We start from the raw sequence: 24154 nt of genomic DNA on the forward strand, positions 1-24154 counted from the left end.
TCGAAACTACAGAATCTCATTTGGGTACCTCCACGTTGCTTGACCAGTAGAAGTTGCCATGATACCGTGCCTTGGTTGAGCGATCAAGCAAGAGACAAATTTTTGTTCTCGGGCCGCCCGGCAAAAGGGATTAGATGGCGGCGCGAGCTGCCCTGGAGTGAGTAAATGGATTTCATGATGGTGTGCGCGTCGCACTCTCCCCTCTTGGACTTCCCTGCAAAGCAGAGTCGTTCGGTGCACAACGTTCTCGAGGCACTCGAGGGTCAGCGCGCGCGCATCGCTTCGTTCGCACCTGATCTGGTGATCCTCTTTGGCGTCGATCACTATGGGGGGCAGCAAATGAATTGCATGCCGTCGTTCTGTGTCGCGGTGCAAGCGACGGCGCTTGCTGATGTGGGGGGGACGCCGGGCCATCTCAACGTCCCCAGGGACCTGGCGGTGCAGGCGGTAAAGTCGATACGAGGGCAGGGTGTCGATACGACCGTTTCATACGCCATGGAGGTCGACCACGGCTTCTCGCAGGCACTGCAGTACCTGACCGGCGGGCTAGCCGTCTATCCTGTCCTGCCGATCTTCGTGAACTGCATCCAACCGCCATTCAGCCCCTATTCGCGCGCCCGAGCCTTGGGGGAGGCGGTCGGCAACTTTGCGCGCTCGCTGCCTCAGGCTCGCGTGCTCTTTATCGGCACCGGCGGGCTGGCCCACGACCCGATCCGGCTGTTTCCTCCGATCGACTCGGTGAAGGACCGATGGAAGCCCTATATCCTGCATGGCAAGGCACAAACGCAGGTGACGCAACAAGCCTGGATCGACTACGAGATCAAAGCCCACCGAACCATTGCCAAAGTCCTCGCTAGCGTCCTCATGCCAGCAAAACTGGCCGGGCTCAACGACGGCTGGGACAAGGCATTCATGGAGGCGTACTGCTCCGGTCGATTGGACCAGTTCGACGACTGGGATCCCGAGCAGGTGATGGCCAAGGCAGGAATTGGAGCAGTGGAAACGCAATCCTGGGTCGCCGCCGCAGCCGCCATGCATGTCGCAACAGGTGCTGTACCTCGCAAGGTATTTCAGGCGGTATCCAAAGAAATTGGCATTGGGTTTGGCATTGCGCAAGCCGGTCCAGCAAATGGGCGCAGTGCCTGCGCCCCCCAGCTTTGAACTGCTTCGGATCGGAGCCAGAGATCGCAGACAGTTTTTGATGGATAGGAATGCGAAGATAAGTCTCCGCACCGATTTGAAAAGAGTGCGCGGATCTCATCGCGGCTGCGGGCGTGCTTCGGCAAGCACCCATCGGACAAGCGGGATACACGCATGCAGACCGCTTCGGCATTCCGAAAAAGAAGCCTGCAAAAGGCATCGGGTCCATACATGCACGGTCAGCGCGATTTTCCCAAACCACGTGCTACCCCTGCTGCGTAGGTGTAAACGACAGTGTTGTCATGATGACGATACTGTCACCATGTGAACCGCATAAACGATCATTGCGTCGTGCGATGGGCGACGCGCATGCCGCATGCAACACAAATGCCGGCCGACGGGAGACAGCCATGAACCGATACCTGAATGTGTTGCCCCGCGCCCGCGCGACTTCGGGGATCGGATTTCACGGCAACGTCCAATTGCGCAGACATGACTGCGTGCTCACCATCGAAATTGAATATTGGAACGGTCGCCCGGCTTGTGTGGGTCATATCCCCTATCGGTGCGGGCAGGCTTGCGCCGAACGAAGGCCCGACAACCTATCGTGCGCGGCATCGCCCACCGCTGCTGGAGAAAATCATGGCGAACACGATGCGGCTAACCAGATATGCAACCTTGCCCGGGCTGCTGTTGCCGCTCAGTTCATGCGACCGATTGCAAGACCGGTTCATTGAGTCCCGCTCGGTGCGAGCGAGAACGCCATGCGCAACATCGAGGTCAGCCACGTACCCCTAAAGGCGGTTTGCGGAGCATTCATCCCAGCGGCTTCCAGAGCTTTCATCACGCACTGGCCTGTAGAAACGCTGGTCCAGAGCACTTGGTTGCCCAGCTAACGCGCCCGCCACGCTTCTTACAACCACGAGAAACACATGTTTTCCGGAGCCGATGGATGGCTCCGGTGGGCCACCGGTTGCCGTAGTTCTACAACAAAGAGGAGGAGACACAGATGTTGCATCGTTCCATTTATCTTGGCTTGGCGGCGGTAAGCAGCCTTACCGCTATGGTTGCGCATGCAGGGGAAGATTTCGACGTGAGGTACAACATTGCCGGCAGCATCGGTGGTGAAATGTTCACGCCCCCCGATACCACAGGGCTTGCCGTCGGTGTTGCCGCGACCTACATGGACATTCAGAAAGTGACCGGCAACGACGGTAATACGCTCACAGCCTCCATTCCGGGCGGAACCGTGCCCCTGCCCGCGCCGAAGCCTGCGGCGCTGTATCCCTCCTATGGCCCCAGCACTGCCCAGGTCGACTCCACAGGCACGTTCAAACTCTTCGACCTCGCCTTGGGCTATATCACTAGCGGCACCTACGGCGGCGGTCACCTGGTTTTCAGTGGCCTCCTGCCGTACGGCACCCAGACAAAGACGACTCAAGTCAACGCTTCAACGCCCGCTCTGCAGTGGAATCCGGCGGTTCCGGCCGCAACGCAAAGCGCTGTGGCGACCCAGTTCGGCGCATCATATCAAGGCAACCTTGCTAGCCAGGGAGCAAGTGCATCCGGCGACGTGTCGGGGATCGGCGACCTTGAATTGCAGGCTGGCTGGCTCTATACCGCCGAGCAGCTTCGTGTTGTGGCAGGCGCTTCACTTGTGCTGCCGACGGGCCAGTATAACGCGTCCAACCCGTCTGCCCCAGACATCGGCTTCGGCAATTTCTACACGGTGCGGCCGGCTGTCGAGGTGGCGTACCTACCGACCCCGAAGACTGCGCTCGCAGTAAAGCTGAGCATGGGTTTCAACACCAGGAATCGGGACGACAACGTGCGCAGCGGCAATTGGGTGGGTCTGGAAGGGGCGGCAGCATACAAGACTTTCATCGGAGTATTCGGGCTACATACCGTCTTCGTTCAGCAGGTTCAGGACGATTCCAACAACCCTTGGGGTTCGAGTCGGTATCAAACGCTGAATGCCGGTGGGTTCTTTACCACCAAAGTGCCGGTCCTGAATGCTGCGCTGACGTTTCAGTACATGGCGACGGTCAGGTCACGTAATGCAAGGGCAGGCAGCTTCAGTCAAATACGGCTGATCAAGGTCTTTTGACAGCGAGTAGCGATAGGGATCTCAAACGGGACTAACGTGACTTGCCCGTGCGGCTGTCTGCGCGCCCGTATCGGCGAGGACTCAGCGAGAAGCCCGGCTACCCGCCAGCGTGCTCGCGGTCAAACGAGATGTCCATCGGTCTTTGTCTGCAAGGTACAAACGACATTTGTGTCATGATGGCAATATCGTCATTTTTATATAGGGGCACGATGCTGCGCTCGCTCGATACGCTCGACCCGGCCGTGAATGTCAACACGAACCTGATCCCGCGCGCAGACGCCGCGCCGTTCGTAAATTCCGACAACAGCTTTCGAATATATTTCCAGTAGCACCGAGGACGTCATGAATCTGCATCGAAGACAACTATTGATAGGCGCCGGCATTGCGGTTGCCGGCGCAATGATAGGTGCCCGTGCTTTGGGCAAAGCTAAGCGTCCGCGCGCTCACTTTGGTGCGCGCCGCGCCCGGCAGCCGAACATTTTGCTGGTTGTCACCGACCAGGAGAGACACGGTTCATTGCTTCCCCAAGGCCTCCATCTACCTCATCGAGATCGGCTGTATGAACGCGCGATGAGATTCTCGGGCATGAACGGAGTAACCGGCCTTTGCTCGATGGCGCGCGGGAACATTTACACTGGACTTCACTATCAATACAACGGTGTCTACGAGAACGTGCCTGTTCCATTTGCGCACGACCTCTATGAGTGGGTTCCCACGCTCGGCACGATGTTGCAGGATGCCGGTTACGAAACCGCCTATTTCGGGAAGTGGCATCTGAGCCACCTGCCCTCCCAGCCGGGCGGAACCGATCGGATGCGGGCCCTATTGGCCAGCTATGGTTTCGCCATCAGCGACCAGGATCGAGAATTCGACGGCGCCCTCGCCGGGTTCGATGCTGATCGCGGCATCGCGGAGAAGGCCGCGCAGTTCATCGGCAGCCGACGAAACGCCCGCCAACCGTGGTTTGCGGCCGTCAACTTCGTCAACCCGCACGACATCATGTATTTCCTGGCGACGCAGCGCCAGTTCGAGACCTATGTCCAGCTGCCGATCGGCGGCGTGTCGCTCAAGCCCGCGCCCGACGATCCGCTCTTTCGGCAGAACCTCGGCTTCGACCTGCCAGCCAATTTCGGCAAGGATGCCGACAGTGGGCGGGTGTCTGCGCACAAGCTCTTCGAGTTGGACTATGACATGGGGCTCGGACGCATTCCGCTCGATGATCGCGACGCCTGGCGGAACTACCAGAATTACTACTTCAACTGCCTGCGAGACGTGGATCGCAACATCGGCATCGTTTATGACGCGCTGGATGCCTCCGGAGGGTGGAACGACACAGTGGTCGTCTTTGTGAGCGATCACGGCGAGCTGAGCGGGGCGCACGGGCTGCGTGGCAAAGGCAACGTCGTCTACCGCGAGAACTGCTCCGTGCCGTTCGCAGTCTGGCATCCCGATATGCCCGCTGGCGGGGACACCGCTGCCCTTGCCAGTCACATCGACATCGCGCCCACGCTCCTTGCCTTCGCCGGAATCAGCGAAGGCGAGCGACGTGCGGCGTATCCGCAGCTGCAGGGAGTGGACTTGTCGGAGGCAATCCATGCCAGCGACCGCGGAACGACGGGCAGTGGCCGCAAAGGCGTTCTGTATCAGTGGGACAGCCGCATCTACGGCGTGCCCCCCCAGGCGATCCAGGAGGTGACCTCGGCGCACGGCGCCCTGTCGAGGACACTTTTGATGACCAAGGGTCTGCTCCTGGAAGGCATGAAAACGAGAAGCGGAATGCGCGGCGTGTTCGACGGCCGGTACAAGTTTGCCCGCTACTTTCGGCCTACTGAACACAATGTGCCGGGCTCGTTTGCCGACCTCGTGCGATTCAACGATCTGGAGCTGTACGACACCAGGGCCGACCCGCTGGAGCAGACCAATCTGGCCGCCCGGCCGGGAAACGAGGCGCTGCTTTGGAAAATGGCCATGTTGTGCAACGAATTGATTGCCCTGGAGATCGGCGAGGATCGTGCGCAAATGCTGCCTGGTCCCCAGCTGCTGTGGAACGTAGGTTGACACCCACAACCGAGTGCCCCGTCAGGGTGATTAATGTCACAAAGAGCCGGTCGGAACCGGCGAAACGGATAAGCGGAGTTCCTAGTGGAAACAATTGCGCAGATGAGCGCTCGACCCGATGGGTGCGATGATCCGTTGCGGGGGACAGTCGGAGCGCTGCCGTCGGTCGTCGACGTGCTGGTCGTCGGCTTTGGGCCAGTAGGCGCCGCGCTAGCCAATTTGCTCGCGAGTCATGGCGTGCAGGTCCTGGTCATCGACAAGGCAACCGACATCTTCATGGCGCCGCGGGCCATCGCGCTGGACAACGAGGCACTGCGTATCTTGCAACTGGCGGGCGTGGCCGAAGGCGATTTCGAGACGCTGGCCATACCCTATGTGCGGATGCGCTCGCCGGCGCTGGGCGAGTTCGGCAAGGCCAACACGCTGGGTAGCCTGGACGGTCACCCGAAGCTCGTGACGTTCTATCAGCCGGACCTCGAGCGGTGCCTGCGCAGCCGGCTGGCGGGGTGTGGCCACGTGCAGACCGCCCTCGGGGTTTCGCTCAGCGGATTCCAGGCAGGGCAAGAGTTTGTCGTCGCGTCGCTGGACCTGGGTCAGGGGCGTACGCATTCGGTCCAGGCCGGCTACCTGGTCGGCGCAGATGGTGCCAGCTCGCTCGTGCGCCAACTGATCGGGCAGGAGTTCAAAGGCAAGACCTTCGTCGAGGACTGGCTGATCGTCGATGCCCGCAACGTCCCACGCCCGATCGACCATGTCGAGTTCAATTGCGATCACCGGCGGCCGACTCCGCATATGCCCGCACCCGGCGGGCGTGAGCGCTGGGAATTCATGCTGCGGCCCGGGGAGACGCGCGAGGACATGGAGTCCGAGGCGCGCATTCGCGAGCTGCTCGCTCCGTGGGGCAGCATTGACGACATGGTCATCGAGCGCAAGGCTGTTTACCGCTTTCACGCCAGGACGGTGAACGCGTTCAGCCAAGGACGCGTTTTCCTGGCGGGCGATGCCGCGCACATCACGCCGCCATTCGTCGGGCAGGGACTGGTCGCCGGGCTGCGCGATGCAGCCAATCTGTCCTGGAAGCTCGCCTGGGTCATTCGCGGGCGCGCCGCTGCGCAGATTCTGGAGACCTACGATCAGGAACGGCGTCCCCATGTGAAGGCGATGATCAATTTCGCGAAGTTGATGGGGAAATTGGTGATGCCGCGCAATGGCGGTCTCGCGCTGTTCACACACGGCTTGATGCGTATGGTGCGGCTCGTGCCACAGCTGCGCGCGCATTTCGAAGAACTGGGCCTCAAGCCGAAGAACGCCTATTCGCGCGGGCTCTTCGTCAAGGGCCGGACACGGACCAGGCTGGTGCGCGGCGCCGTCATTGCTCAGGGCTGGGTGCGCGGTTGCGACGGCACGACCTGCCTGAGCGACAACGTACTCGGCAAGGGCCTCACGCTGATCGGGTTCGGCAGCGACGCGGGCGCTGCGCTCGATAACGAGACGGCCACCGCGTTTGCCGCTGCCGGCGGCACTGTCGTTCAGATCGCGCATCGCGGGCAGCGGCTGCATCTTGCGCCAGGCGGCAGCTGGGAGGACCTGGACGGCGTCTTCCTTCCTCGCGTCGTATCGGTCGGCTGGGCCGCCGTGATCCGCCCTGACCGGACGATCCTCCACGACGGACCGGCGACCGAAGCGAGCCGGCTGGTGCGCGAGAGCCTGGCCTTGCTTGGCGCGCCGATCAGCGCCCCCGTCGGCGCGCCTGCGCCCTCTGTCGCACTTACCGTACCCTCCGCCTGAGGCTTCCCCCATGAACCTGACCACTGTACAACCGGCTCGCCATCCGCGCCCGACGACGAAAGCGTCGGCGCTGGCGTACCTGATTTTTGATCGCCCCGACCTCGCAAAAGCCGAGCAGTTTTTGAACGACTTCGGGCTTCGTACCGTGTCGCGCGACAGCGAACGGATGTTCCTGCGGGGCACCGGAGCCGCGCCTTTCTGCTACGTGGCTCGCAAGGCGGCGAAGGCCCGTTTCGTCGGCTTCGGCTTGCGCGTGAACAGCAGGGCCGATCTTGAGGCGCTTTCGCGCGTGCCCGGTGCATCGGACGTGGAGTCGTCGAAGTGGCCAGGCGGCGGCTACCGTGTGGGCCTGGTCGATCCGTCGGGTTTCCGCGTCGACGCAATATTCGGCCAGGCGCCGGCGTCAGCGCTACCTCATCGGCCGCCGCTGCCGTTGAACTCCGTGGACGCCGCAGTGCGCATCAACGGGACGCAGCGCCCGCCGGTGGGGGCGCCGGACGTCATCCGCCTCGGGCACGTCGTGCTCGAACTGGCCGACTTTCAGCAGACCTGCGCGTGGTACACGCAGCACTTCGGGTTCATCCCAAGCGACGTGCAGGTGCTTCCTGACGGCTCGCCCGCGGTCACCTTCATGCGGCTCGATCTCGGCACCACGCCCGCGGACCACCACTCGCTCGCGTTGGCCCAAGGCTTCGCACCGCTCTACAGCCATAGCGCATACGAGGTGGTGGACGCCGATGCGGTCGGGATGGGACAACGCGTGCTGCGCGAGCAAGGCTGGACGCACGCCTGGGGTATCGGGCGACACATCCTCGGCAGCCAGGTGTTCGACTATTGGCAGGACCCGTGGGGCGACAAGCACGAGCACTACTGCGACGGCGACCTGTTCACCGAAGACGCACCGTTGGGGGTGCATGCCGTCAGCCGCGAAGCGATGTCGCAGTGGGGGCCGACCATGCCGCGCAGCTTCACCAAACCCAGGTTCACGCCGGCCAGTGTGGCAGCGCTCATCCGCAACCTCCGGCACAGTCCCGACGTGACGGTGGAGAAGCTGAAAACGCTCGCCAAGCTGTTCGCCTGACGCGAGTCATTTTGCAAAGCCATTCGAGGCGTATTTATGTCACTGCACGTTCTGCATTACAAGCATCAAGGCCGCGCCCAGTGGGGCGTCGTCCGCAAGGGCATCGTCACGCCGATTCCGGGCGAGTTCGAGACGACGGCCGACTTCATCCGCATGAACCATATCGAGACGCTGTCCGCGTTGACCGGGCCGGCGATTCCCGAGTCCGAAGTGGAGTGGCTCTCGCCCGTCACGCGTAATCAGCAGTTCGTCTGTCAAGGCGCGAACTACCGCCAGCACATGATCGAATCGGGCATGGACCCGGATGCGAAGACGTTCAACATGATCTTCACGAAGGCGACGAGCTGTGTCGTCCCGGCCGACTCGCCCGTCGTGCGGCCCCAGGAAGTGCGCTTTCTCGACTACGAGATCGAACTGGGTCTGGTGATGAAGCGCGACATCACGTCCCGTCAGTCGATCACCGATGCGAATCTGCACGAGTACATCGCAGGCGCGGTGATCGTGAACGACTACTCGGCCCGCGACATCCAGATCCCGCAGATGCAGTTCTATAAAGGCAAGAGCTACCGCACTTTCGGCCCGGTCGGCCCTTACCTGTGTCTGCTCGAGCCGCGCGACATCCCGACGCTGCGACGACTCGATCTGACGCTGACCGTTAACGGCGCCGTACGCCAGAATGACTCGACGGCCAACCTCGTCTATGGTCCCGCGGAGACGCTGACCGAGCTGTCGGGTGTGCATGACCTGTATGTCGGCGACCTGCTCTCGACGGGCACGCCGTCCGGCTGTGCGCTCAGCGTTCCGTCCCCGGGCAAACAGAAGATTGCCGCACTGCTGCCTGAAGCAGTCAAGTGGAGGATGTTCATGAATGTGCAGGCGGGCAGGAGTCAGTATCTGAAGGCCGGCGACCTCGTCGAAGCGCGTATCGCCAGCCCCGACGGGCTGATCGATCTCGGCGTGCAGCGCAATCGCATCGTCGGAGAGGCAGCATGAAAGGGATCGCAAGCCAGGCGGACGTCCTTGCGATCGAAGCGCAAGGAGTGCCGGCGGATCTGCCCGCGAGCACCTACGAGATGATCTGCCGCGGTGCGGCCGTCGATCCGTCAGCGCCCGCGCTCTCGTTCTTTCTGCGTGCCGACGATCACCGGAAGGCGGAGTGCTGGACCTACCGGGAGCTCCTCCGTGACATCACTCGAACCGCGAATCTGTTTGCGCGCCTGGGCGTGCGCAGCGACTCCGTGGTGGCCTATGTGCTGCCGAATCTGCCGGAAACCCATTTTGTCATCTGGGGCGGGGAGGCGGCCGGCATCGTCTGCGCCATCAATCCCCTGCTGGAGGGCACTGCCATTGCCGACCTGCTCAATGCATCGGGGGCCAAGGTGCTCGTGACGCTGGCCCCGTTCCCGGGGACCGACCTTTGGCCTAAAGTGCAGGCCGTCCTTGACCGGGTGAACTCCCTGCAGCATCTGGTGCTCGTCGATCTCGCAGACCGCGTGCGAGGCCCGAAGCGGCTCGCGGCCCGGTTCCTGCAACGCCGTGAGTGTTCGAGGCTGCATGGCGGCGGCGGTGTTCGCAGCGCCGTTCCTTCGCACGTCGCGATCCATGATTTCGGCAGTGCGATCGCCCGGGAGTCCGGGGCCGCACTGGACAGCCGGCGCCGCTTCAGCGCCCACGAGTCGTCCTCCTATTTTTGTACCGGCGGCACGACCGGGTTGCCGAAGATCGCCATGCGCCGCCACCGCAATGAGGTCGCCAACGCCTGGAGCGTCGGCCAATTGTTCGGCGACAGCATCGGCCCGGGCAAGACGGTGTTCTGCGGGCTGCCGCTCTTTCATGTCAATGCCGTTCTGGCGACGGGGCTCGTGCCGTTCTCGCGGGGCGCACACGTGGTGCTCGGTACACCGCAGGGTTATCGCGGCGAAGGCGTCGTCAAGCGTTTCTGGGAAATCGTCGAACACCACCGCATCAACTTTTTCAGCGGTGTCCCGACGCTCTACGCGTCGTTGCTCGACGTTCCCGTGGGCGGTCGCGATATCGGTTCGCTCGAATACGGCCTGTGCGGCGCGGCGCCGATGCCGGTCGAGGTGTTCCGTGTCTTCCAGGAGCGCACGGGCATCAGGATTCTCGAGGGCTACGGGCTCACCGAGGGGGTTTGCGTGAGCAGCGTCAATCCGCCGCTCGGAGAGCGCCGGCTGGGGTCGATCGGGCTGCGTATTCCAGGGCAGGCGATGAAGGCCGTCATCGTCGACGACACCGGCCGATATGTCCGCGACTGCGTCGCGAACGAAGCCGGGATTCTCGTGATCTCCGGCCCGAACGTCTTTGCCGGTTATGCGCAGCCCGAGCAGAACAAGGGGCTCTGGCTGGATCTGGGCGATGGCAAGCGCTGGCTCAATACGGGAGACCTGGGGTGCTGCGATGCCGACGGCTATTTCCGGCTCACCGGCCGCAAGAAGGACTTGATCATTCGGGGCGGCCACAACATCGATCCCGCGACGATAGAGGAACCGCTTCACCGCCACCCCGCAGTCCAGATCGCCGCGGCGATCGGGCGGCCCGACGCGCACGCCGGAGAGTTGCCGGTGGCTTACGTCCAGCTCAAGCCCGGCGCGAACGCCACCGAGCAGGAACTGGCGGAGTTCGTGCGCCGCGAGATCAGCGAGCGGGCCGCACTGCCCAAGCAGATCCGGATCGTGGATGCGATGCCGCTCACTGCCGTCGGCAAGATATTCAAGCCGGAGCTGAAGCGGCGCGAAACGGCCGACGCGCTACGCTCGGCGCTCGTCGAAGCCGGCATTGCGGGCGCCCGCGTGAGCGTCGACGAGAACAAGTCGAGCGGCATCTCCCTGCAAATCGAACTTCCGGAAGCTGCGCTTGAAGCGAGGGCCAGTGCGGTAGTGGGGCGGTTCCCGTTTCCCTTCTCGATCGCGGCAGCCGCAGAGGCGGTGCGGGTGGGCAACAGGAAGACGGCAGGCGCGGACAATGAGGGCGGCCAATAGTCGGGTCGACAGGAAGCTATACAGGTTTGTGGTGATATGAACGAAGACCTTTTGGAGGCATTTCTAGCCATGACTTCTGCGGGAAAGAAAGCATTGGAGCCGCCCCTTGGGTGGAGAAGCCTGCGCGCACCTCGGTTGAGCCCACTGCGCCGGGACCAACTCCCGTTGATTCCGCGCGTGATGTTGAGGATCTTGGGAAAACGCGCACGCGTCAATGCACCCAATCTCTTCTTGACGTTGATGCGGCACCGGCGGCTCGTCCGTCCCTGGCGGAAGTTCGCCTCGACGCTCATGCCTTACGGGACGCTGAGCCGCATTGATTGTGAACTGGCCATCTTGCGCGTTGCGTGGAACTGCCGAAGCAAATACGAGTGGTTTCAGCATGTCAGCATCGGGCTGGGCGCCGGCTTGAGCCCGACCGACATCGCGAGGGTCGCCGAAGGCCCTGATTCGCCCGCATGGAGCGCACACCACGCGGCCGTGCTCAGAGCGGCGGATGAAATCCATCATGACCGGGTCATTGCCGATGCGACGTGGAGGCAACTTGCCGAGCAGTACGACGACAAGAAGCTGATTGAACTCTGCATGTTGATCGGCCACTACGAGATGTTGGCGTCTGTCCTCAATTCACTGGGGATCCAGGTGGAAGAATCGCTTGACAAGCGCGTCCTCGCCGCCGGTATTGGCGGCCCCGTGAACGATGACCGAGCCCAAAGCGCGCGATCGGCGCGAGCCCAATGAACGCGGGGCGGCAGCGCTGACACCCCGTCAGTGGCTTCAGGCTGTCACGCCGCGCCTCCTGACGGTGTTCTCCTTCGCAGTGGCCGGTTGGTTGAGCACCTCTGACATCAGGCCCGTTGGGAAACTCGCGAGCGTCGGGAGCGCTCGTGTCGCTAGCCGATCGGCAGTTTTGCCCGGCAGGCCGAGCGCGCGAAGGGCTGCCGCTGCACTTTGTTCGGCGAAATCCGGATCGCAGCCCGGCTGCAACATCGAATGCGTTGCGCCGAGGACGGCGCCGGCGACAACGTTGAGCGCCAGCGCAAGCGGCATTGGCCTGAAGCGGCTTGTTCGTATGCCGTTGGCCAGATCCCGTCGCGCGAAATCGAGCAGAAGCCCCGGTCCTTGCGCATCGGGCCAGCTCACGCGCACGAGGAAGCTGGCAACGACCGGGTAGTGCAGAGCGAGTCGCGACACCAGACGAATGCCGCAGGCGATTCGTTCAGCCGGGTCTTCGGATTGCAGGACGACCGGCTCGGCGAAAGCAATCAGCTCGTTTGCGACCGTCCCGGCCAGTTCCCGGATCAGCGCTTCCGGAGAGGCAAAGTATTTGTAGAACGTTCCCCGGGAGACTTCCGCGGCAGAGATCACATCATCGATCGACGTCGATGCGGGGCCTTTCTCCGCCACGAGACGAAGTGCGCTCTTCAGCAAGCGCGCCCGCATGCGCTCTCGGCGCTCTGCTGCGACGCGTGGGCGATGGTCAAGGGTTTTCATTCACACGATTGTACGCTGTCCGTACTCGATCAAACGACGATCCTGTCATGATGACTACAAGATCACTCGGACACGCGCGAAAACCACGCCAACCCCGCCACGATGGCACGGGCCGCATGACGTGCCGTTGACGTCATTCATACGTCGGGCTCGGACCAGCGCGAGGCGTGTTTTTTTCAACCGCCAGGCGCCCAACCGGAGGCGACGGCACTGGAGTAGCAGCGTTCCGGATGCATTGTCGAACAGGTATGAGTGTCGGCATTGTCATTATGACATATATGTTATTATATGCGCGCGCACTGTTCGCCATGTCGGTCGAACAGTGCGCTGCGGAGGAAGCAAGCCTGCTCCCATCCTGTGAGCTCCTTGTCTTCCCACCTGCAACGGTTAGTTCAGCCGCCATCGAGCGACGCCATCGAGCGCGCGTTTGCATTGAAGGCTAATTGACTCTCAGAAGGATTTCCTATGGCAGGCTCATGCAAGACCATTGCGATCTATGGCGGCGGAATCGGCGGTGCATTGCTCGCGCGGCGCCTGAGCAAAGACTTCAATGTCACGCTGATCGATCCGCTCGACTACTTCGAAGTACCGATGGCGGTGCCGCGAAGCCTCGTCGATCCTGAATTTGCCGAACCCGCGATGATCCCGTTCGCCGTCGCGTTGCCAAACGTCACGCGCGTCCGAGCGCGGCTTGTCGAATGGACCGCGAACGGGGGCAGGATTGCCGACGCGGACGGCCTGAGGAGCCTGGGGCGCGCCGATGTTTCCGTGCTTGCGACGGGCAGTCGTTTCTCCAGTTCGCTGATGCGATCGGAGGGCGAGACGATGGACGAGCGCAAAGCGTTCTATCGTCGCTTTCATGCGAGGTTGCTGGCCGCGGACAGGATCCTTATCGTCGGCGGCGGCCCCATCGGAATCGAAGTGGCAGGCGAGATCAGCGAAGCCTTCCCGCAAAAGCGCGTCACGGTCATCGAGGCAGGTGCACGAATCCTTGGCGGAACGTCTTTGCGACTGTCCGAGCATGCCCGAGGAGTTCTCGCGGCGCGCGGGGTGACGATCGTGACTGATGAGCGCCTTGCCGATGGCGCTGCGCCGTTACACGAGACTCTCGCACCCGCCGGGGAGGCGCTGACGAACCGTGGACGGTCGATCCGTTATGACCTCCTGATCTCGTGCATCGGCGGGCGGCCCAACACCGACTTCATGCGCTCTCAGTTCGGGCATCTGCTCGATTCAATGGGGCGCATCCGCGTCGACGGCCACCTGCGCGTGGCTGACGAGGATCGCGTCTTCGCACTGGGCGACATCACCGATCTGGCGGAGAACAAGATGGCTTGGCATATCCACGGGCAAGTCATCGTCGCCGAATCTAATATCCGTGCAGTACTGTCGGGCAGAGCCGGACCGCTGAAGGTCTATCGTCCGAAGACCAACGTCCCGACCATGGTGGTGACTCTCGGTAGTCGCGAGGGCGTCGCGCATCTGCCGGTGCTTGGCTTGGTGACGACGCCGTGGGTCAACAGGATGGCGAAATCGGCGCACATGCTTGTTCCGAAATTTCGCAAGGCGCTCGGGCTTGTCCAGGGCTAAGGACGGCCGGCGGGCCACCGTCGCTACCAGCGGTCTGCGGCGGGAAGTGCGCGGAGCTGGTTCCGGGACTGGTAACACTTGACGCCGCATCGTTGCGAAGTCCGCCGGGCATGGCGGCAAGGCAGGCTTGCGCCGCCTGTACGCAGGTCCGCCGTCCGGATGCCGTGGCCAGCAACACTTCGTCAGCAGCCGGCGCAGCAACCTCTGACGCGCTCGGCCGCTTTCGGGGAATCCACGTAGTGACATAGTCGTCACCGTGACGATAATGACACTATGCAGCGCGTGGCATGCTAATCCGCCAGCAAGGCGCCAATGTCATGAGTTAGAAATTCGCATTCAAAGCTCTCGCCATGCTCACCCGCACACACCGAAACCCCGCATACACATACTGATAATGCGGCTGAAACCAGTTGCGAAATTCCGGCCGCAGCATGCACAGCGCGGTACGCGCCGAGCCGCCCTTCAGCACGTAGTGCTGCCCATCGAAGAAGTTGGCCGAATAGCCGGGATAGAACGGAAACGCTTCGAAGCCCGGCAGCGCTTCGAAAAGCGTCGAGGTCCATTCCCAGCCGTTGCCGAACTGACCTTCCGCGCCGAACGTGCTGACGTTGTCCGGATGCGCGTCGACGGGCCGTGGATCCCAACTGCGGAAATCGAAGTTCCCCGATGCCGCTTGCGGTGCACCGTGCGCCGCGCGTTGCCATTGCGCCTCGGTCGGCAGGGTTTTGCCGGCCCAGCGCGCGTAGGCGCTCGCTTCGGCGTGGCTCACGTAGACGGGCCAGTCGAGCGGCAAGGGCACGTCGTCGAACATCGTGCGCAGCGTCCATGCGGGGCGACCGTCTTGCGCCGTGCGTTGCGACCAGCCAGCGGGATGCTCGATGCGCTCCGCTTCCTTCCATGCCCAGTCCTTCGGCGACCACCACTTCGGCTCGCGATAACCGCCGTCTTCGATGAACTCGAGGAACGCACCGTTCGTGACCATGTATCGATCGATCTCGAACGCGGGCACGTCCACGCTCATTTCGCCGAACTCATTATCCCAGCCGAAGCGGCCGGCCTCGCGCGGCATGCCGAGCACGGCCGTGCCGGCCGGCACGCTAACCATCGACGACAACGCGTCGCGCTGCTCATCGCTCGTCACCACCGGCTCGCGCAACGCGGTGTTCTTCTGCGCGAGAGGCAACTGATGGAGCATGTACGCGAGCGTTTCCGCATGCATCAACCGATGCTCGATCGCGACGTTCAGCAGCTGCACGGCCGCCTCGTCGTGCGCCGGGCTGCCGAGTTCGTGGAGCGCGGTGTCGATCTGCCGGCGCGCGCGCGTCGCGTACTCGCGCACGGCGGCGAGCGACGGCCAATCGCCGGGTTGATCGGTGGGAAAGCCGCCGTCTACCGGATCGATGCCGAAGGCGAACAACTGGTCGAGTTCCGGCGCGAAAGCCGGCAGATCGAACAGACGCTGGTCGAGCAGATTGCGATCGAACGCTTCGAGATGGCCGATGTAGAACACGACGCGGTGACGCTCGCGGATCGGCCGTTCATAGAGGTAGTCGGATTTGACGATCGCAAACAGTTCGTCGGTGACTTGACGCGCGTCGAGCAGGCGCTGCACGAGCGGATGATGCGGGACAGGGTCGCGATTCATTGGGGCCGGGTCTCCATGCAACACGGTTGCCGTGGGGGGACGGTCTGAAAACTCTACCCGCTCGCAGGCGGCGTGCCAAGACTAACAGCGCGACCGTCCAGGCCACTCTGGCCGCTAGATTCGCCGCAAGCCTTGGAGATCGACGATGTGAATGTGCTTGCCCCGCGTGTCGATCAGGCCGCGTTTTTGAAATCTTGACAGGGTACGGCTGACCGTTTCGAGCGTCATGCCGAGGTAGCTGCCCATGTCCTCGCGCGTCATTCGCAGATTGAATTCCGACCACGAGTAGCCGCGCTGCGCATTGCGCTGTGACATGTCCAGCAGGAAGGCGGCGACGCGTTCGTCGGCGGACAGCGAGCCGAGCACCATCATCTGCGCGGCTTCGCTGACGATCTGCGCGCCCAGTAGCTTGTGCATGCGCTCCTGGATCGAACTGATTTCGCGACACAGCAGCTTCAGCGCGCTATAGGGAACGATGCACACCGTGCTGTCTTCCAGCGCGACGGCGCTGCACGCATGGAGGTCCGCGCTGATGCCGTCGAGCCCGAGCGGCTCGCCGGCCAGACGCAGCCCGGTGACCTGCTCGCGGCCGTCGCGGTGGACCATCACGGTCTTCATCGAGCCGGAGCGCACCGCGTAGATATTGTCGAAGCGGTCGCCGCTGCGATACAGCGCTTCGCCGCGCGGCACCGAGCGCGCCGAACAGATCAGCGTTTCGAGCTTCGGCAGTTCCTCCGCCGACAGCCCCTGCGGCATGCAGATCTCACGCATCGAACAGCTGGAGCAGCGCGCGGCGGTACGTGCGGCTGCGCGTGCCGCCACGGCCTCGCGGTTGCCGGCGGAGCGGGTCGAGGAACGGGTCACAGCAGTAGGATTCAGCATGTTCGATTATTGGTAGTGGTGAAATTGTCCCACCCGCTATGACCCGCAACTGGCGGCAAAGTGACGCGTTCGCTGCTCGGCAGTCCGAGCAACGGCGGTGCTCTGACGAAGGTGAGAAGGTGAGTCGCCGCGGCCTATATCGACGTCGCCCGTCGACGCGTAGCGTGGCTCGATTCCGGCAAGGCAGGGCGTGGCGTGCCGCCCTGCGCCTGATGAAAGAGTCAGGCGGGTTCCTTGTCGGTGCCCGCGGCGGACGGTACCAGCAGAACCGGAAGAGTGGCCTGGCGCACGCAGCGTTCAGCGACGCTGCCGAGAATCAGCCGCTGAAAGCCACGCCGGCCGTGCGTGCCCATCACGAGCAGGTCGGCGTTGAATTCGGCGGCGGCCTGCAGCACGATCTCGGCGACATCGCCGAGCGACGAAGCCTCGGAGACCGCCGGGTCGCCCTTCACACCTTGCTCGGCCATCACTTTCGAAAACTCGGCACGCAGCTCCTGGCCTTCCTCGATCAGGCGGTTGCGCAGGATCGACGGGTCGTAGCCGGGCGCCTCGAAGTACATCGGGGTGTTTTCGACGACATAAAATGGCCGCAACACCGCGCCATTCGATTTGGCGAGATCGAGCGCCGCTTCGAACGCACGGCGCGAGGTATTGCTGCCGTCGACCGCTACAAGGATGCGTGTGTACATATCGGCTCCGCGTCAAAAATGCGTCTGCCACATTGCTAACCGCGGCAGGTTTATTGATCTTTTATACCAATGAAGCTTAGATGATTGCCCGAAAAGATGCACCGGACCAGGATGTAAATCAAACATTTGCCAAATATTCCGGCGCGGCGCGGACAAAATGGCGGACGCGGCGGCGTGCGCGAAGCAGCCTGGCATGCTTACAACCCGTAAAACTTTGCTGAAGCCGAAACAGGGTTGGCCTTACAATCAAGCCATATTCAGACAAGCTGGCCAGTCCGCTGATGAACGATCGAAAAACCAAGGGCTTACCCGACCAGATCTACGGCGACATTCTCAACCGCATCCTCGAAGGCGAGTACAAGGAAGGCGAGCGATTGCCGACCGAGCACGCGCTGGCGGAACGTTTCGCCACGTCCCGACCGACCGTGCGCGAAGCGCTCGCGCGATTGCGGGCCGACGGCATCATCTCGACGCGGCACGGCTCTGGCACGACCGTCGCGCGGCGCCCCGATCCGGACGTACGCCGCTTCGCGCCGCTCGAAACGCTGTCCGATATCCGCCGCTGCTATGAGTTTCGCATCGTGACCGAGGCGGGCGCGGCCGCGCAGGCAGCGCTGAAGGCCGACGCCGACGACATCGCCGCGATCCAGCACGCGTGGGACGAACTCGAGCGCATCATCGAGGCGCAGGGGATCGGCGCGAAGGATGACTTCCTGTTTCATCAGGCGGTCGCGCGCGCGTCGAAGAATCCGTTTTTCATCACGGTGATGTCGTTCATCGAGGAGCAGATCCTGTTCAGCATGAACCTGTCGCGCAATCTGTCGCTCGTCAAGACGGTGGAGCGGCAGCGGCTGGTGCAGGCCGAACACATGGCGGTGCTCGACGCAATCCGCCGCAAGGACGCGGCGGGCGCGGGGGCCGCAATGCGCGCGCATCTCGAGAACGCGCTGGAACGGATGTTCGGTTCCTGAGTCCGCGCGCGGGTGAAGGCGTCGCGACTTTTGTCAGGCCGCGCTTCGGCGCGGCTCAAGCAGCGACGGCGACCGGCCCGAACAGCGAGGTTAGCGTTTTCGCGCTCACCGCGACGTCGAGCGCGACGGCCCGCTCGATGCCAATCTGCAGCGGCGGCCCGAGCCGGCTGATGTCGAGGCCGGCACGGCGCAGCATGCGCTCAATCGGCGTGGTGGTCACCGTGACGTAATGCGTAATGCCCATGCGCTGCGCGAAGCGCATCACTTCCTGAATTGCGCGGATTGTCATATCCGTGAAACCAAACGACTGTTCCTCACCGCCGGTTTCGATCGCCCAGCGGCTCAGTTCCCAGATATGTCGCCCGACCGGCGCGGCCGCGCCATGCAGTAGCTGCGGGAAGGTGTCTTTCAGCATGTTCGGACCTTCGGTCGGCATCAGGCGCCAACAGCCGCGCAGCCGTTCGTCTTCGCCCTGAATCAGCATGTAGTACGGCCCGAGCGCGTCGTAGCCGTCTATCTCCATTCCCGCGATGGTCGGAATTTCCCAGCCGAGCCGGCCGTGAAAGACCCGGGCGCGCAAGCGGTACATCTCGTTGATCAGTTCGTTGTCGAATTCCTGCCGGAGTCCAATTCGGATCGTGGTTTGCATGACGTTCTCCTGTACGCGTTGGGGGGCTGCCAGATACGCAGGAAAACTTATGCATTCTGAATCTTTGCGCCACCTACCTACCTGGATAGGTGTGGATGCTTATCGGGTATATCAGAATTCAGACACGTCTTCGCCCCCAACCTACAAGGGTCCAAAATGGAACTCCTCGACAATCACTGGCAACCGCAAACCCACCTCCAGGCGCGTCCTTCGGAGGTCTCTTCGGCAGTGGATCGCGTTCTGATCATTGCCTATCGGAAGAAGAAAAAAGAGAGCCAGCGCCGTTTCTGGGCTCGCTTTGGCGTCACGCAATCGCGCGGCAGCCGCTTCGAGTCGGGCGCGGAGATCCCGGCGCCGGTGTCGATCCTGCTGGGTCTGTACTTCATGAAGACCGTGTCGGACGCCGATCTGGGTCGCGCCGAGCGTGTGATGTACAGCCGCGACGCGGCCGCGCTGCTCAACCCGGGTCAATAAGCCCAAGCTGCGCCGCGATCACGGCTGCCGCACGCCGCGAATTCACGCCGAATTTCGCCCTGATGTTTTTCATATGGAAGTTCACCACCGCTTCCGAGCAACTCAGGATGTGAGATATCTCCCACGTGGATTTGCCGCGTGCGGTCCATTTCAGACATTCTCGCTCGCGCGGCGTGAGCTTCGGCATCAAGGTCTGCGCATGTGAATTCAGATGCTGTTTGCTGGTGTCGATCACCAGGTCGCGCAACAGCACGAGGTTCGGCAACGCGGCGTTCACATGGCGCCTGAACCCGTCTGACGGCTTGTCGTCATTGACGAAGCACATCATGCCGGCTTCCTGATTCGGCCCATGAATTGGCAGCGTCACGCCCGCGCTCAGGCCGTACGAGCGAGCTTCCTCATACAGGGATTGCTGCGCCGGGCTGGCGAAAATCTCGGGCGTCCAGACCAGCGGCGATGAGCGTGACAGGCAGTGTGCGACCGTCGGATCGATATGCACCATGCCTTGCTCGTCGTACGTCTGGCGCCATGCCGGTGCGTAAGTGCTGCGCAGGTAAGCGTCCTCGAGACGCATGGTTGGCCGCGGCAGCATCGCGACCAGAATCTTGTCGAAGCCCCACGTTTCGGCAAAGCCCGTAATCACGCCGAACCATTCCGCCTCGTCGGCGGCGTCCAGTAGCGGTGCCATCTGCTCGATAAAGTGTAGCGGCAATTTTTTGGCTCTCTCAGGCTCGCAAACATCCCGTCCGCGGTTATTGGCAGACAAACTTCGGTCCGCTCTTTTGGTCCGCATAATCTATCACTAAAAACTCGAACGTAATGCGCCGGTGCGCCGCGGGGTAAACGATAGCCGCCACGTGATAGCAACGCCGGCGTCGCCTATTATTATCCTGATGGAAATAAATCTTTAACCCGGCCGGGCTTCTCGGGTGCGCGGCGCGGCTAATCGGCATCCGGCGACAGATTTTAATATGTTTCGTTGACAGCATTATTTCGTCGCGCTTTAAACTAAATCGTGTTTACTCGATTATCTCGGAAAGCGGGTTATTGCTCGCGGAAATTTCGTGATCGGCTCCCGCGCAATTCGCCGCGACGGCATGCTGGGCGATCGTCACGCGCAGGTTGTTTGACAACATTGTGATGCCGATGCTACCGTGAAACCTCCGCCTAGCGCGTTTCCGCGTCAACCATCATGAACGAATCACCGCTTAGCGACGGCGAGTTCGCCGCGTCGGTCATGGCCGTGCCGCCGCTCGCGCGCCGGGCCGACTACACGCTCGACCCTGCCCAGAATCTCGCGCTGATCCGCCATATCGAAGCGGGCGGTGTACGCACGCTACTGTATGGCGGCAATGCGAACCTTTATCACGTCGCGGTCAGCGAATACCGCGAGCTGCTGGACCTGCTCGCCGAGGCAGCGGGTCCCGGGACACGGGTGATTCCGGCGCTGGGTCCCGACTACGGCAAGATGCTCGATCAGGCGCGCATCCTCGCGCAGACGCGTTACCGCACGGCGATGGTGCTGCCGCTCGGCGGCTTCACGACGTCCGAGGGCGTCGAGACGGGCCTCACGCGGGTCGCCGACACGGCCGGCATGCCGCTCACGCTGTATATCAAGAGCGAAAACTACGTCGCTGTCGATACGCTCGCGCGGCTCGTCGAGCGTGGGACGCTGAGCGCGGTCAAATATGCGATCCCGCGCGACAACCCCGCTGACGATCCGTATCTGCGCCGGCTGCTGCAACGCGTGCCGGCCGCGAAGATCGTATCGGGCATGGGCGAGCGGCCGGCGCTCGTGCATCTGCGCGAGTTCGGACTCGCAGCGTGGACGACCGGAAGCGGCTGTATCGCGCCGAGCATGGTGATGGCGCTGCTGCGCGCGGTGCAAAGCGGCCGGAGCGCCGATAGCGCCGGTAGCGCCGATCACGACACCGCCCAACGTCTGTACGATGCATTCATGCCGCTCGAAACGCTGCGCAACGACATCTCGCTGATCCGCGTGCTGCACGATGCAATCACGTTCGCGGGCCTCGCCGACATGGGGCTGCTGCAGCCGCTGCTCAGTTCGACACCGCGCGAGCATCATGCGAAGATCGCGCAGACCGCGCGCACGCTGCTCGCTCTCGAGCGCGAGTTCGCGCCCACCCAATCGAACCGCTCCGACACGCAGACAACTCCATGACCGATCACAGCCGACGCTATCCCGATCCCTCCATCCGTGTGTTCGATCCGGGCTTCAAGTCGTTGATCATCGCGTCGGCGTCGGTCGAATGCCTGTATCAGGGCACGCGCTGGTCGGAGGGGCCGGTGTGGTTCGGCGATGGCCGCTATCTGCTGTGGAGCGACATTCCGAACGACCGCATCCTGCGCTGGGACGAAACGACGGGCGCGGTCAGCACGTTCCGTCAATCGTCGAACAATGCGAACGGCCATACGCGCGATCGCGAAGGGCGTCTCGTCAGTTGCGAGCACCTGACGCGGCGTGTGACGCGCACCGAGTACGACGGCTCGATTACCGTGCTCGCCGATCGCTATCAAGGCAAGCGCTTCAATTCGCCGAACGACGTGGTCGTCAAATCGGACGGCTCGATCTGGTTTACCGACCCGACCTTCGGCATCGAAGGTTTCTACGAGGGCGAGCAGCAGCAGTCCGAGCTGAAGGCGTGCGTGTATCGGATCGACGGCCAGTCGGGCGAGGTGTCGATGGTCGTCGACGACGTGCCCGCCCCGAACGGTCTCGCGTTCTCGCCGGACGAATCGCTGCTGTACGTGGTCCAATCGCGCGGCGAGCCGCGCAAGATCCGCGTATTCGATGTCGAGGCCAATGGCAAAGGCACGACGCTGTCGAACAACCGCGTGCTGATCGACGCGGGTCCGGGCACCCCGGACGGTTTTCGTGTCGACACGCATGGCAACTTGTGGTGCGGGTGGGGCATGGGCACCGACGAGCTCGACGGCGTGCGCGTGTTCAGCCCGCAAGGCGAGCCGCTCGGCCACATCGCGTTGCCAGAGCGTTGCGCGAACGTTTGCTTCGGCGGACGGCATCGCAACCGTCTGTTCATGGCGGCGAGCCACGGGTTGTATTCGCTGTTCGTCAATACGCAGGGCGTGCGCGGAGGTTGAGCGGTTGTCCGCTAACCAGACAACATGTATTGCTATCGCGGCGAGGGCTCGGGTTTGCCCTTAACCCGCGGTGCCGGGCATTGAACGACAAGGATTTCAGGTAAAACGAGCCATTTTCTCGTCCGACTCACACTCTCGACTATTTGCTTGACATCGGCTGTTGCGCTTCGCTATGTTCCCTTGGTAGAAAGACACCGCCCGCAACGCATCGACCAGCGGGCTTCCATACCAAGAAGCGAGGAGACGCAATGACTGTTTCGCACAGGTTGTCGTTCAAGCTGGTATCCGTCTGTATCGCCGCGAGCGCGGCGTTCACCCTTGCCGCGCACGCGGCCGATCCGGTCACGATCAATATCGTCGACGTGGCCGGCGATCTTCAACTCACGCAGAAGGGCTTCGAGGCGTTCAAGGCGAAGAATCCGAATCTCGTCGCGAACATCACGTTCACGAACGCGCCCGCGCCGCAATTGCCCGGCAAGATCAAGGCGATGCAGGCCGCGGGCCGCTCCGATATCGACCTCGTTTTGACCGGCACCGACGCGCTCGCGGCCGGCATCGAGCAGAACCTGTGGATCAAGCTGCTGCCCGACAACGCGGCGCAGTTCCCCGGCGTGCTCGACAAGTACGCGCCGGGCCCGCGCAAGATGCAGGATCTCGCGCAAGGCTACGGGCTCGAGGTCGCGTATATGCCGGCTGGTCCGCTGCTCGAATACAACCCGGCCAAGGTCAGCGATCCGCCGAAGACACCCGAGCAACTGCTGCAATGGTGCAAGGCCCACCCCGACAAGCTGATCTACGCGCGGCCGGCCAATTCCGGTCCTGGCCGCACGTTCCTGATGGGCTTGCCCTACGTGCTCGGCGACAAGGACCCGCAGGACCCGGTGCACGGCTGGGACAAGACGTGGGCGTTCCTGAAGCAGTTGAACGACTGCATACCGTACTATCCGGGCGGTACCTCGGCGGTGATGAAGGAACTGGGCGAAGGCACGCGCGACATGACCGTGACCGTGACCGGCTGGGACATCAATCCGCGCGCGCTCGGCATCGTGCCGGCCGACTTCCGCGTACAGCCGTTCGACAACATGACGTGGGTCAACGATGCGCACTACATGGTGATTCCGAAGGGCGTGCCGAAGGAAAAGCTCGACGTGCTGTACAAGATGATGAACTTTATGCTGGAGCCCGCGCAGCAGGCGCTGACCTATGACGACGGCTACTTCTATCCGGGTCCGGCGATCAAGGGCGTCACCGTCGAGCAGGCGCCCGCGCACAGCCAGGAGGTGCTGAAAAAGTATGGCCGCCCCGAATACGCGAAGATGTTGGCCGATCATCCGCATGCGTTGCCGCTGAACGCAGCGGCGATGGTCGCCGCCTTCAAGAAGTGGGATAGCGAGATCGGCGCGCAGAAGACCCAATAGGCCTTCACCAATGCGACGGGAAACGGGGCAAAACGCAGCGCGGCGT

General features: G+C 62.7%; 21 protein-coding genes. 15 read left to right on the forward strand and 6 right to left on the reverse strand.

Features of this window, described 5'->3' with window-relative positions:
- The first annotated feature begins 165 nt into the window (after positions 1-165).
- From OKW27_RS10675 to OKW27_RS10715, 9 genes are all read left to right on the forward strand, one after another.
- Positions 166-1161: a hypothetical protein gene (locus OKW27_RS10675; protein ID WP_429333446.1), complete on the forward strand. Its 996-nt coding sequence runs from the start codon at positions 166-168 to the stop codon at positions 1159-1161.
- A gap of 389 nt (positions 1162-1550) precedes the next feature.
- Positions 1551-1877, forward strand: a complete 327-nt coding sequence (locus tag OKW27_RS10680) for a hypothetical protein (RefSeq protein WP_143037216.1) — start codon at positions 1551-1553, stop codon at positions 1875-1877.
- A 272-nt stretch (positions 1878-2149) separates the two neighbouring features.
- Positions 2150-3247 (forward strand): transporter, encoded by a 1098-nt coding sequence (locus OKW27_RS10685; protein ID WP_090807349.1) that lies wholly within the window; start codon positions 2150-2152, stop codon positions 3245-3247.
- A gap of 342 nt (positions 3248-3589) precedes the next feature.
- Positions 3590-5305 carry a sulfatase-like hydrolase/transferase gene (locus OKW27_RS10690; RefSeq protein WP_429333447.1) on the forward strand — a complete coding sequence of 572 codons (1716 nt, stop codon included), beginning with the start codon at positions 3590-3592 and terminating at the stop codon, positions 5303-5305.
- Positions 5306-5407: 102 nt separating this feature from the next.
- Complete coding sequence (locus OKW27_RS10695) at positions 5408-7093, forward strand: bifunctional 3-(3-hydroxy-phenyl)propionate/3-hydroxycinnamic acid hydroxylase (RefSeq protein WP_429334579.1); 1686 nt, start codon at positions 5408-5410, stop codon at positions 7091-7093.
- 10 nt (positions 7094-7103) lie between these two features.
- Positions 7104-8174 carry a VOC family protein gene (locus OKW27_RS10700; protein ID WP_184063243.1) on the forward strand — a complete coding sequence of 357 codons (1071 nt, stop codon included), beginning with the start codon at positions 7104-7106 and terminating at the stop codon, positions 8172-8174.
- Between the two features lie 36 nt (positions 8175-8210).
- Positions 8211-9167 (forward strand): fumarylacetoacetate hydrolase family protein, encoded by a 957-nt coding sequence (locus OKW27_RS10705; protein WP_429333448.1) that lies wholly within the window; start codon positions 8211-8213, stop codon positions 9165-9167.
- Positions 9164-11173, forward strand: coding sequence for an acyl-CoA synthetase (locus tag OKW27_RS10710; protein WP_429333449.1), 2010 nt, complete (start codon positions 9164-9166; stop codon positions 11171-11173). The genes OKW27_RS10705 and OKW27_RS10710 overlap by 4 nt, the downstream gene beginning before the upstream one ends.
- A gap of 36 nt (positions 11174-11209) precedes the next feature.
- The gene (locus tag OKW27_RS10715) at positions 11210-11914 is read left to right on the forward strand and encodes a carboxymuconolactone decarboxylase family protein (RefSeq protein ID WP_429333450.1); all 705 of its coding nucleotides are present in this window, start codon (positions 11210-11212) and stop codon (positions 11912-11914) included.
- Positions 11915-11950: 36 nt separating this feature from the next.
- Here the strand turns inward: OKW27_RS10715 and OKW27_RS10720 are convergent, their stop codons facing one another.
- Positions 11951-12667 (reverse strand): TetR/AcrR family transcriptional regulator, encoded by a 717-nt coding sequence (locus OKW27_RS10720; protein ID WP_429333451.1) that lies wholly within the window; start codon positions 12665-12667, stop codon positions 11951-11953.
- A gap of 465 nt (positions 12668-13132) precedes the next feature.
- Between OKW27_RS10720 and OKW27_RS10725 the strand changes: the two genes are divergently transcribed.
- Positions 13133-14257 (forward strand): NAD(P)/FAD-dependent oxidoreductase, encoded by a 1125-nt coding sequence (locus OKW27_RS10725; protein WP_429333452.1) that lies wholly within the window; start codon positions 13133-13135, stop codon positions 14255-14257.
- A 322-nt stretch (positions 14258-14579) separates the two neighbouring features.
- Here OKW27_RS10725 and OKW27_RS10730 read toward each other — a convergent pair whose 3' ends face one another.
- From OKW27_RS10730 to OKW27_RS10740, 3 genes are all read right to left on the reverse strand, one after another.
- Positions 14580-15902: an SUMF1/EgtB/PvdO family nonheme iron enzyme gene (locus OKW27_RS10730; protein WP_429333453.1), complete on the reverse strand. Its 1323-nt coding sequence runs from the start codon at positions 15900-15902 to the stop codon at positions 14580-14582.
- A gap of 114 nt (positions 15903-16016) precedes the next feature.
- Positions 16017-16784, reverse strand: coding sequence for a helix-turn-helix domain-containing protein (locus OKW27_RS10735; protein WP_429333454.1), 768 nt, complete (start codon positions 16782-16784; stop codon positions 16017-16019).
- 221 nt (positions 16785-17005) lie between these two features.
- Entirely contained in the window at positions 17006-17473 is a 468-nt protein-coding gene (locus tag OKW27_RS10740) for a universal stress protein (RefSeq protein WP_090807329.1), read from the reverse strand.
- Between the two features lie 281 nt (positions 17474-17754).
- Here OKW27_RS10740 and OKW27_RS10745 point away from each other — a divergent pair, with 281 nt between their 5' ends.
- Entirely contained in the window at positions 17755-18444 is a 690-nt protein-coding gene (locus OKW27_RS10745; RefSeq protein ID WP_090807327.1) for a FadR/GntR family transcriptional regulator, read from the forward strand.
- A 55-nt stretch (positions 18445-18499) separates the two neighbouring features.
- On the opposite strand, the gene OKW27_RS10750 is transcribed toward OKW27_RS10745, so the two are convergent.
- On the reverse strand, positions 18500-19093 hold the full coding sequence (locus OKW27_RS10750) for an acyl-homoserine-lactone synthase (RefSeq protein WP_090807325.1): 594 nt from the start codon (positions 19091-19093) through the stop codon (positions 18500-18502).
- A gap of 156 nt (positions 19094-19249) precedes the next feature.
- On the opposite strand from OKW27_RS10750, the gene OKW27_RS10755 reads away from it, so the two are divergent.
- Positions 19250-19567 carry a hypothetical protein gene (locus tag OKW27_RS10755; RefSeq protein ID WP_013092374.1) on the forward strand — a complete coding sequence of 106 codons (318 nt, stop codon included), beginning with the start codon at positions 19250-19252 and terminating at the stop codon, positions 19565-19567.
- Here the strand turns inward: OKW27_RS10755 and OKW27_RS10760 are convergent.
- Entirely contained in the window at positions 19551-20255 is a 705-nt protein-coding gene (locus OKW27_RS10760) for a helix-turn-helix transcriptional regulator (RefSeq protein ID WP_090807322.1), read from the reverse strand. The two genes, OKW27_RS10755 and OKW27_RS10760, sit on opposite strands and share 17 nt — an antisense overlap.
- Positions 20256-20759: 504 nt before the next feature.
- Between OKW27_RS10760 and OKW27_RS10765 the strand changes: the two genes are divergently transcribed.
- The 3 genes from OKW27_RS10765 (at position 20760) to OKW27_RS10775 (ending at position 24108) form a co-directional block, all read left to right on the forward strand.
- The gene (locus tag OKW27_RS10765; RefSeq protein WP_429333455.1) at positions 20760-21749 is read left to right on the forward strand and encodes a dihydrodipicolinate synthase family protein; all 990 of its coding nucleotides are present in this window, start codon (positions 20760-20762) and stop codon (positions 21747-21749) included.
- The gene (locus tag OKW27_RS10770) at positions 21746-22690 is read left to right on the forward strand and encodes an SMP-30/gluconolactonase/LRE family protein (protein WP_429333456.1); all 945 of its coding nucleotides are present in this window, start codon (positions 21746-21748) and stop codon (positions 22688-22690) included. Before OKW27_RS10765 ends, OKW27_RS10770 begins: the two co-directional genes overlap by 4 nt.
- 248 nt (positions 22691-22938) lie before the next feature.
- A complete protein-coding gene (locus tag OKW27_RS10775; protein ID WP_090807316.1) occupies positions 22939-24108 on the forward strand; it encodes an extracellular solute-binding protein in 1170 nt (389 codons plus the stop codon).
- Positions 24109-24154: the final 46 nt, after the last annotated feature.

Origin of the sequence: Paraburkholderia sp. 35.1 (genome assembly GCF_050436525.1) — a bacterium.
Lineage (GTDB): Bacteria > Pseudomonadota > Gammaproteobacteria > Burkholderiales > Burkholderiaceae > Paraburkholderia > Paraburkholderia tuberum.

Excerpts from the sequence above, each read along its gene's own strand:
- OKW27_RS10675 (WP_429333446.1), top strand. The coding sequence starts at position 166 with ATGGATTTCATGATGGTGTGCGCGTCGCACTCTCCCCTCTTGGACTTC.
- OKW27_RS10680 (WP_143037216.1), top strand. The coding sequence starts at position 1,551 with ATGAACCGATACCTGAATGTGTTGCCCCGCGCCCGCGCGACTTCGGGG.
- OKW27_RS10685 (WP_090807349.1), top strand. The coding sequence starts at position 2,150 with ATGTTGCATCGTTCCATTTATCTTGGCTTGGCGGCGGTAAGCAGCCTT.
- OKW27_RS10690 (WP_429333447.1), top strand. The coding sequence starts at position 3,590 with ATGAATCTGCATCGAAGACAACTATTGATAGGCGCCGGCATTGCGGTT.
- OKW27_RS10695 (WP_429334579.1), top strand. The coding sequence starts at position 5,408 with ATGAGCGCTCGACCCGATGGGTGCGATGATCCGTTGCGGGGGACAGTC.
- OKW27_RS10700 (WP_184063243.1), top strand. The coding sequence starts at position 7,104 with ATGAACCTGACCACTGTACAACCGGCTCGCCATCCGCGCCCGACGACG.
- OKW27_RS10705 (WP_429333448.1), top strand. The coding sequence starts at position 8,211 with ATGTCACTGCACGTTCTGCATTACAAGCATCAAGGCCGCGCCCAGTGG.
- OKW27_RS10710 (WP_429333449.1), top strand. The coding sequence starts at position 9,164 with ATGAAAGGGATCGCAAGCCAGGCGGACGTCCTTGCGATCGAAGCGCAA.
- OKW27_RS10715 (WP_429333450.1), top strand. The coding sequence starts at position 11,210 with ATGAACGAAGACCTTTTGGAGGCATTTCTAGCCATGACTTCTGCGGGA.
- OKW27_RS10720 (WP_429333451.1), bottom strand. The coding sequence starts at position 12,667 with ATGAAAACCCTTGACCATCGCCCACGCGTCGCAGCAGAGCGCCGAGAG.
- OKW27_RS10725 (WP_429333452.1), top strand. The coding sequence starts at position 13,133 with ATGGCAGGCTCATGCAAGACCATTGCGATCTATGGCGGCGGAATCGGC.
- OKW27_RS10730 (WP_429333453.1), bottom strand. The coding sequence starts at position 15,902 with ATGAATCGCGACCCTGTCCCGCATCATCCGCTCGTGCAGCGCCTGCTC.
- OKW27_RS10735 (WP_429333454.1), bottom strand. The coding sequence starts at position 16,784 with ATGCTGAATCCTACTGCTGTGACCCGTTCCTCGACCCGCTCCGCCGGC.
- OKW27_RS10740 (WP_090807329.1), bottom strand. The coding sequence starts at position 17,473 with ATGTACACACGCATCCTTGTAGCGGTCGACGGCAGCAATACCTCGCGC.
- OKW27_RS10745 (WP_090807327.1), top strand. The coding sequence starts at position 17,755 with ATGAACGATCGAAAAACCAAGGGCTTACCCGACCAGATCTACGGCGAC.
- OKW27_RS10750 (WP_090807325.1), bottom strand. The coding sequence starts at position 19,093 with ATGCAAACCACGATCCGAATTGGACTCCGGCAGGAATTCGACAACGAA.
- OKW27_RS10755 (WP_013092374.1), top strand. The coding sequence starts at position 19,250 with ATGGAACTCCTCGACAATCACTGGCAACCGCAAACCCACCTCCAGGCG.
- OKW27_RS10760 (WP_090807322.1), bottom strand. The coding sequence starts at position 20,255 with ATGGCACCGCTACTGGACGCCGCCGACGAGGCGGAATGGTTCGGCGTG.
- OKW27_RS10765 (WP_429333455.1), top strand. The coding sequence starts at position 20,760 with ATGAACGAATCACCGCTTAGCGACGGCGAGTTCGCCGCGTCGGTCATG.
- OKW27_RS10770 (WP_429333456.1), top strand. The coding sequence starts at position 21,746 with ATGACCGATCACAGCCGACGCTATCCCGATCCCTCCATCCGTGTGTTC.
- OKW27_RS10775 (WP_090807316.1), top strand. The coding sequence starts at position 22,939 with ATGACTGTTTCGCACAGGTTGTCGTTCAAGCTGGTATCCGTCTGTATC.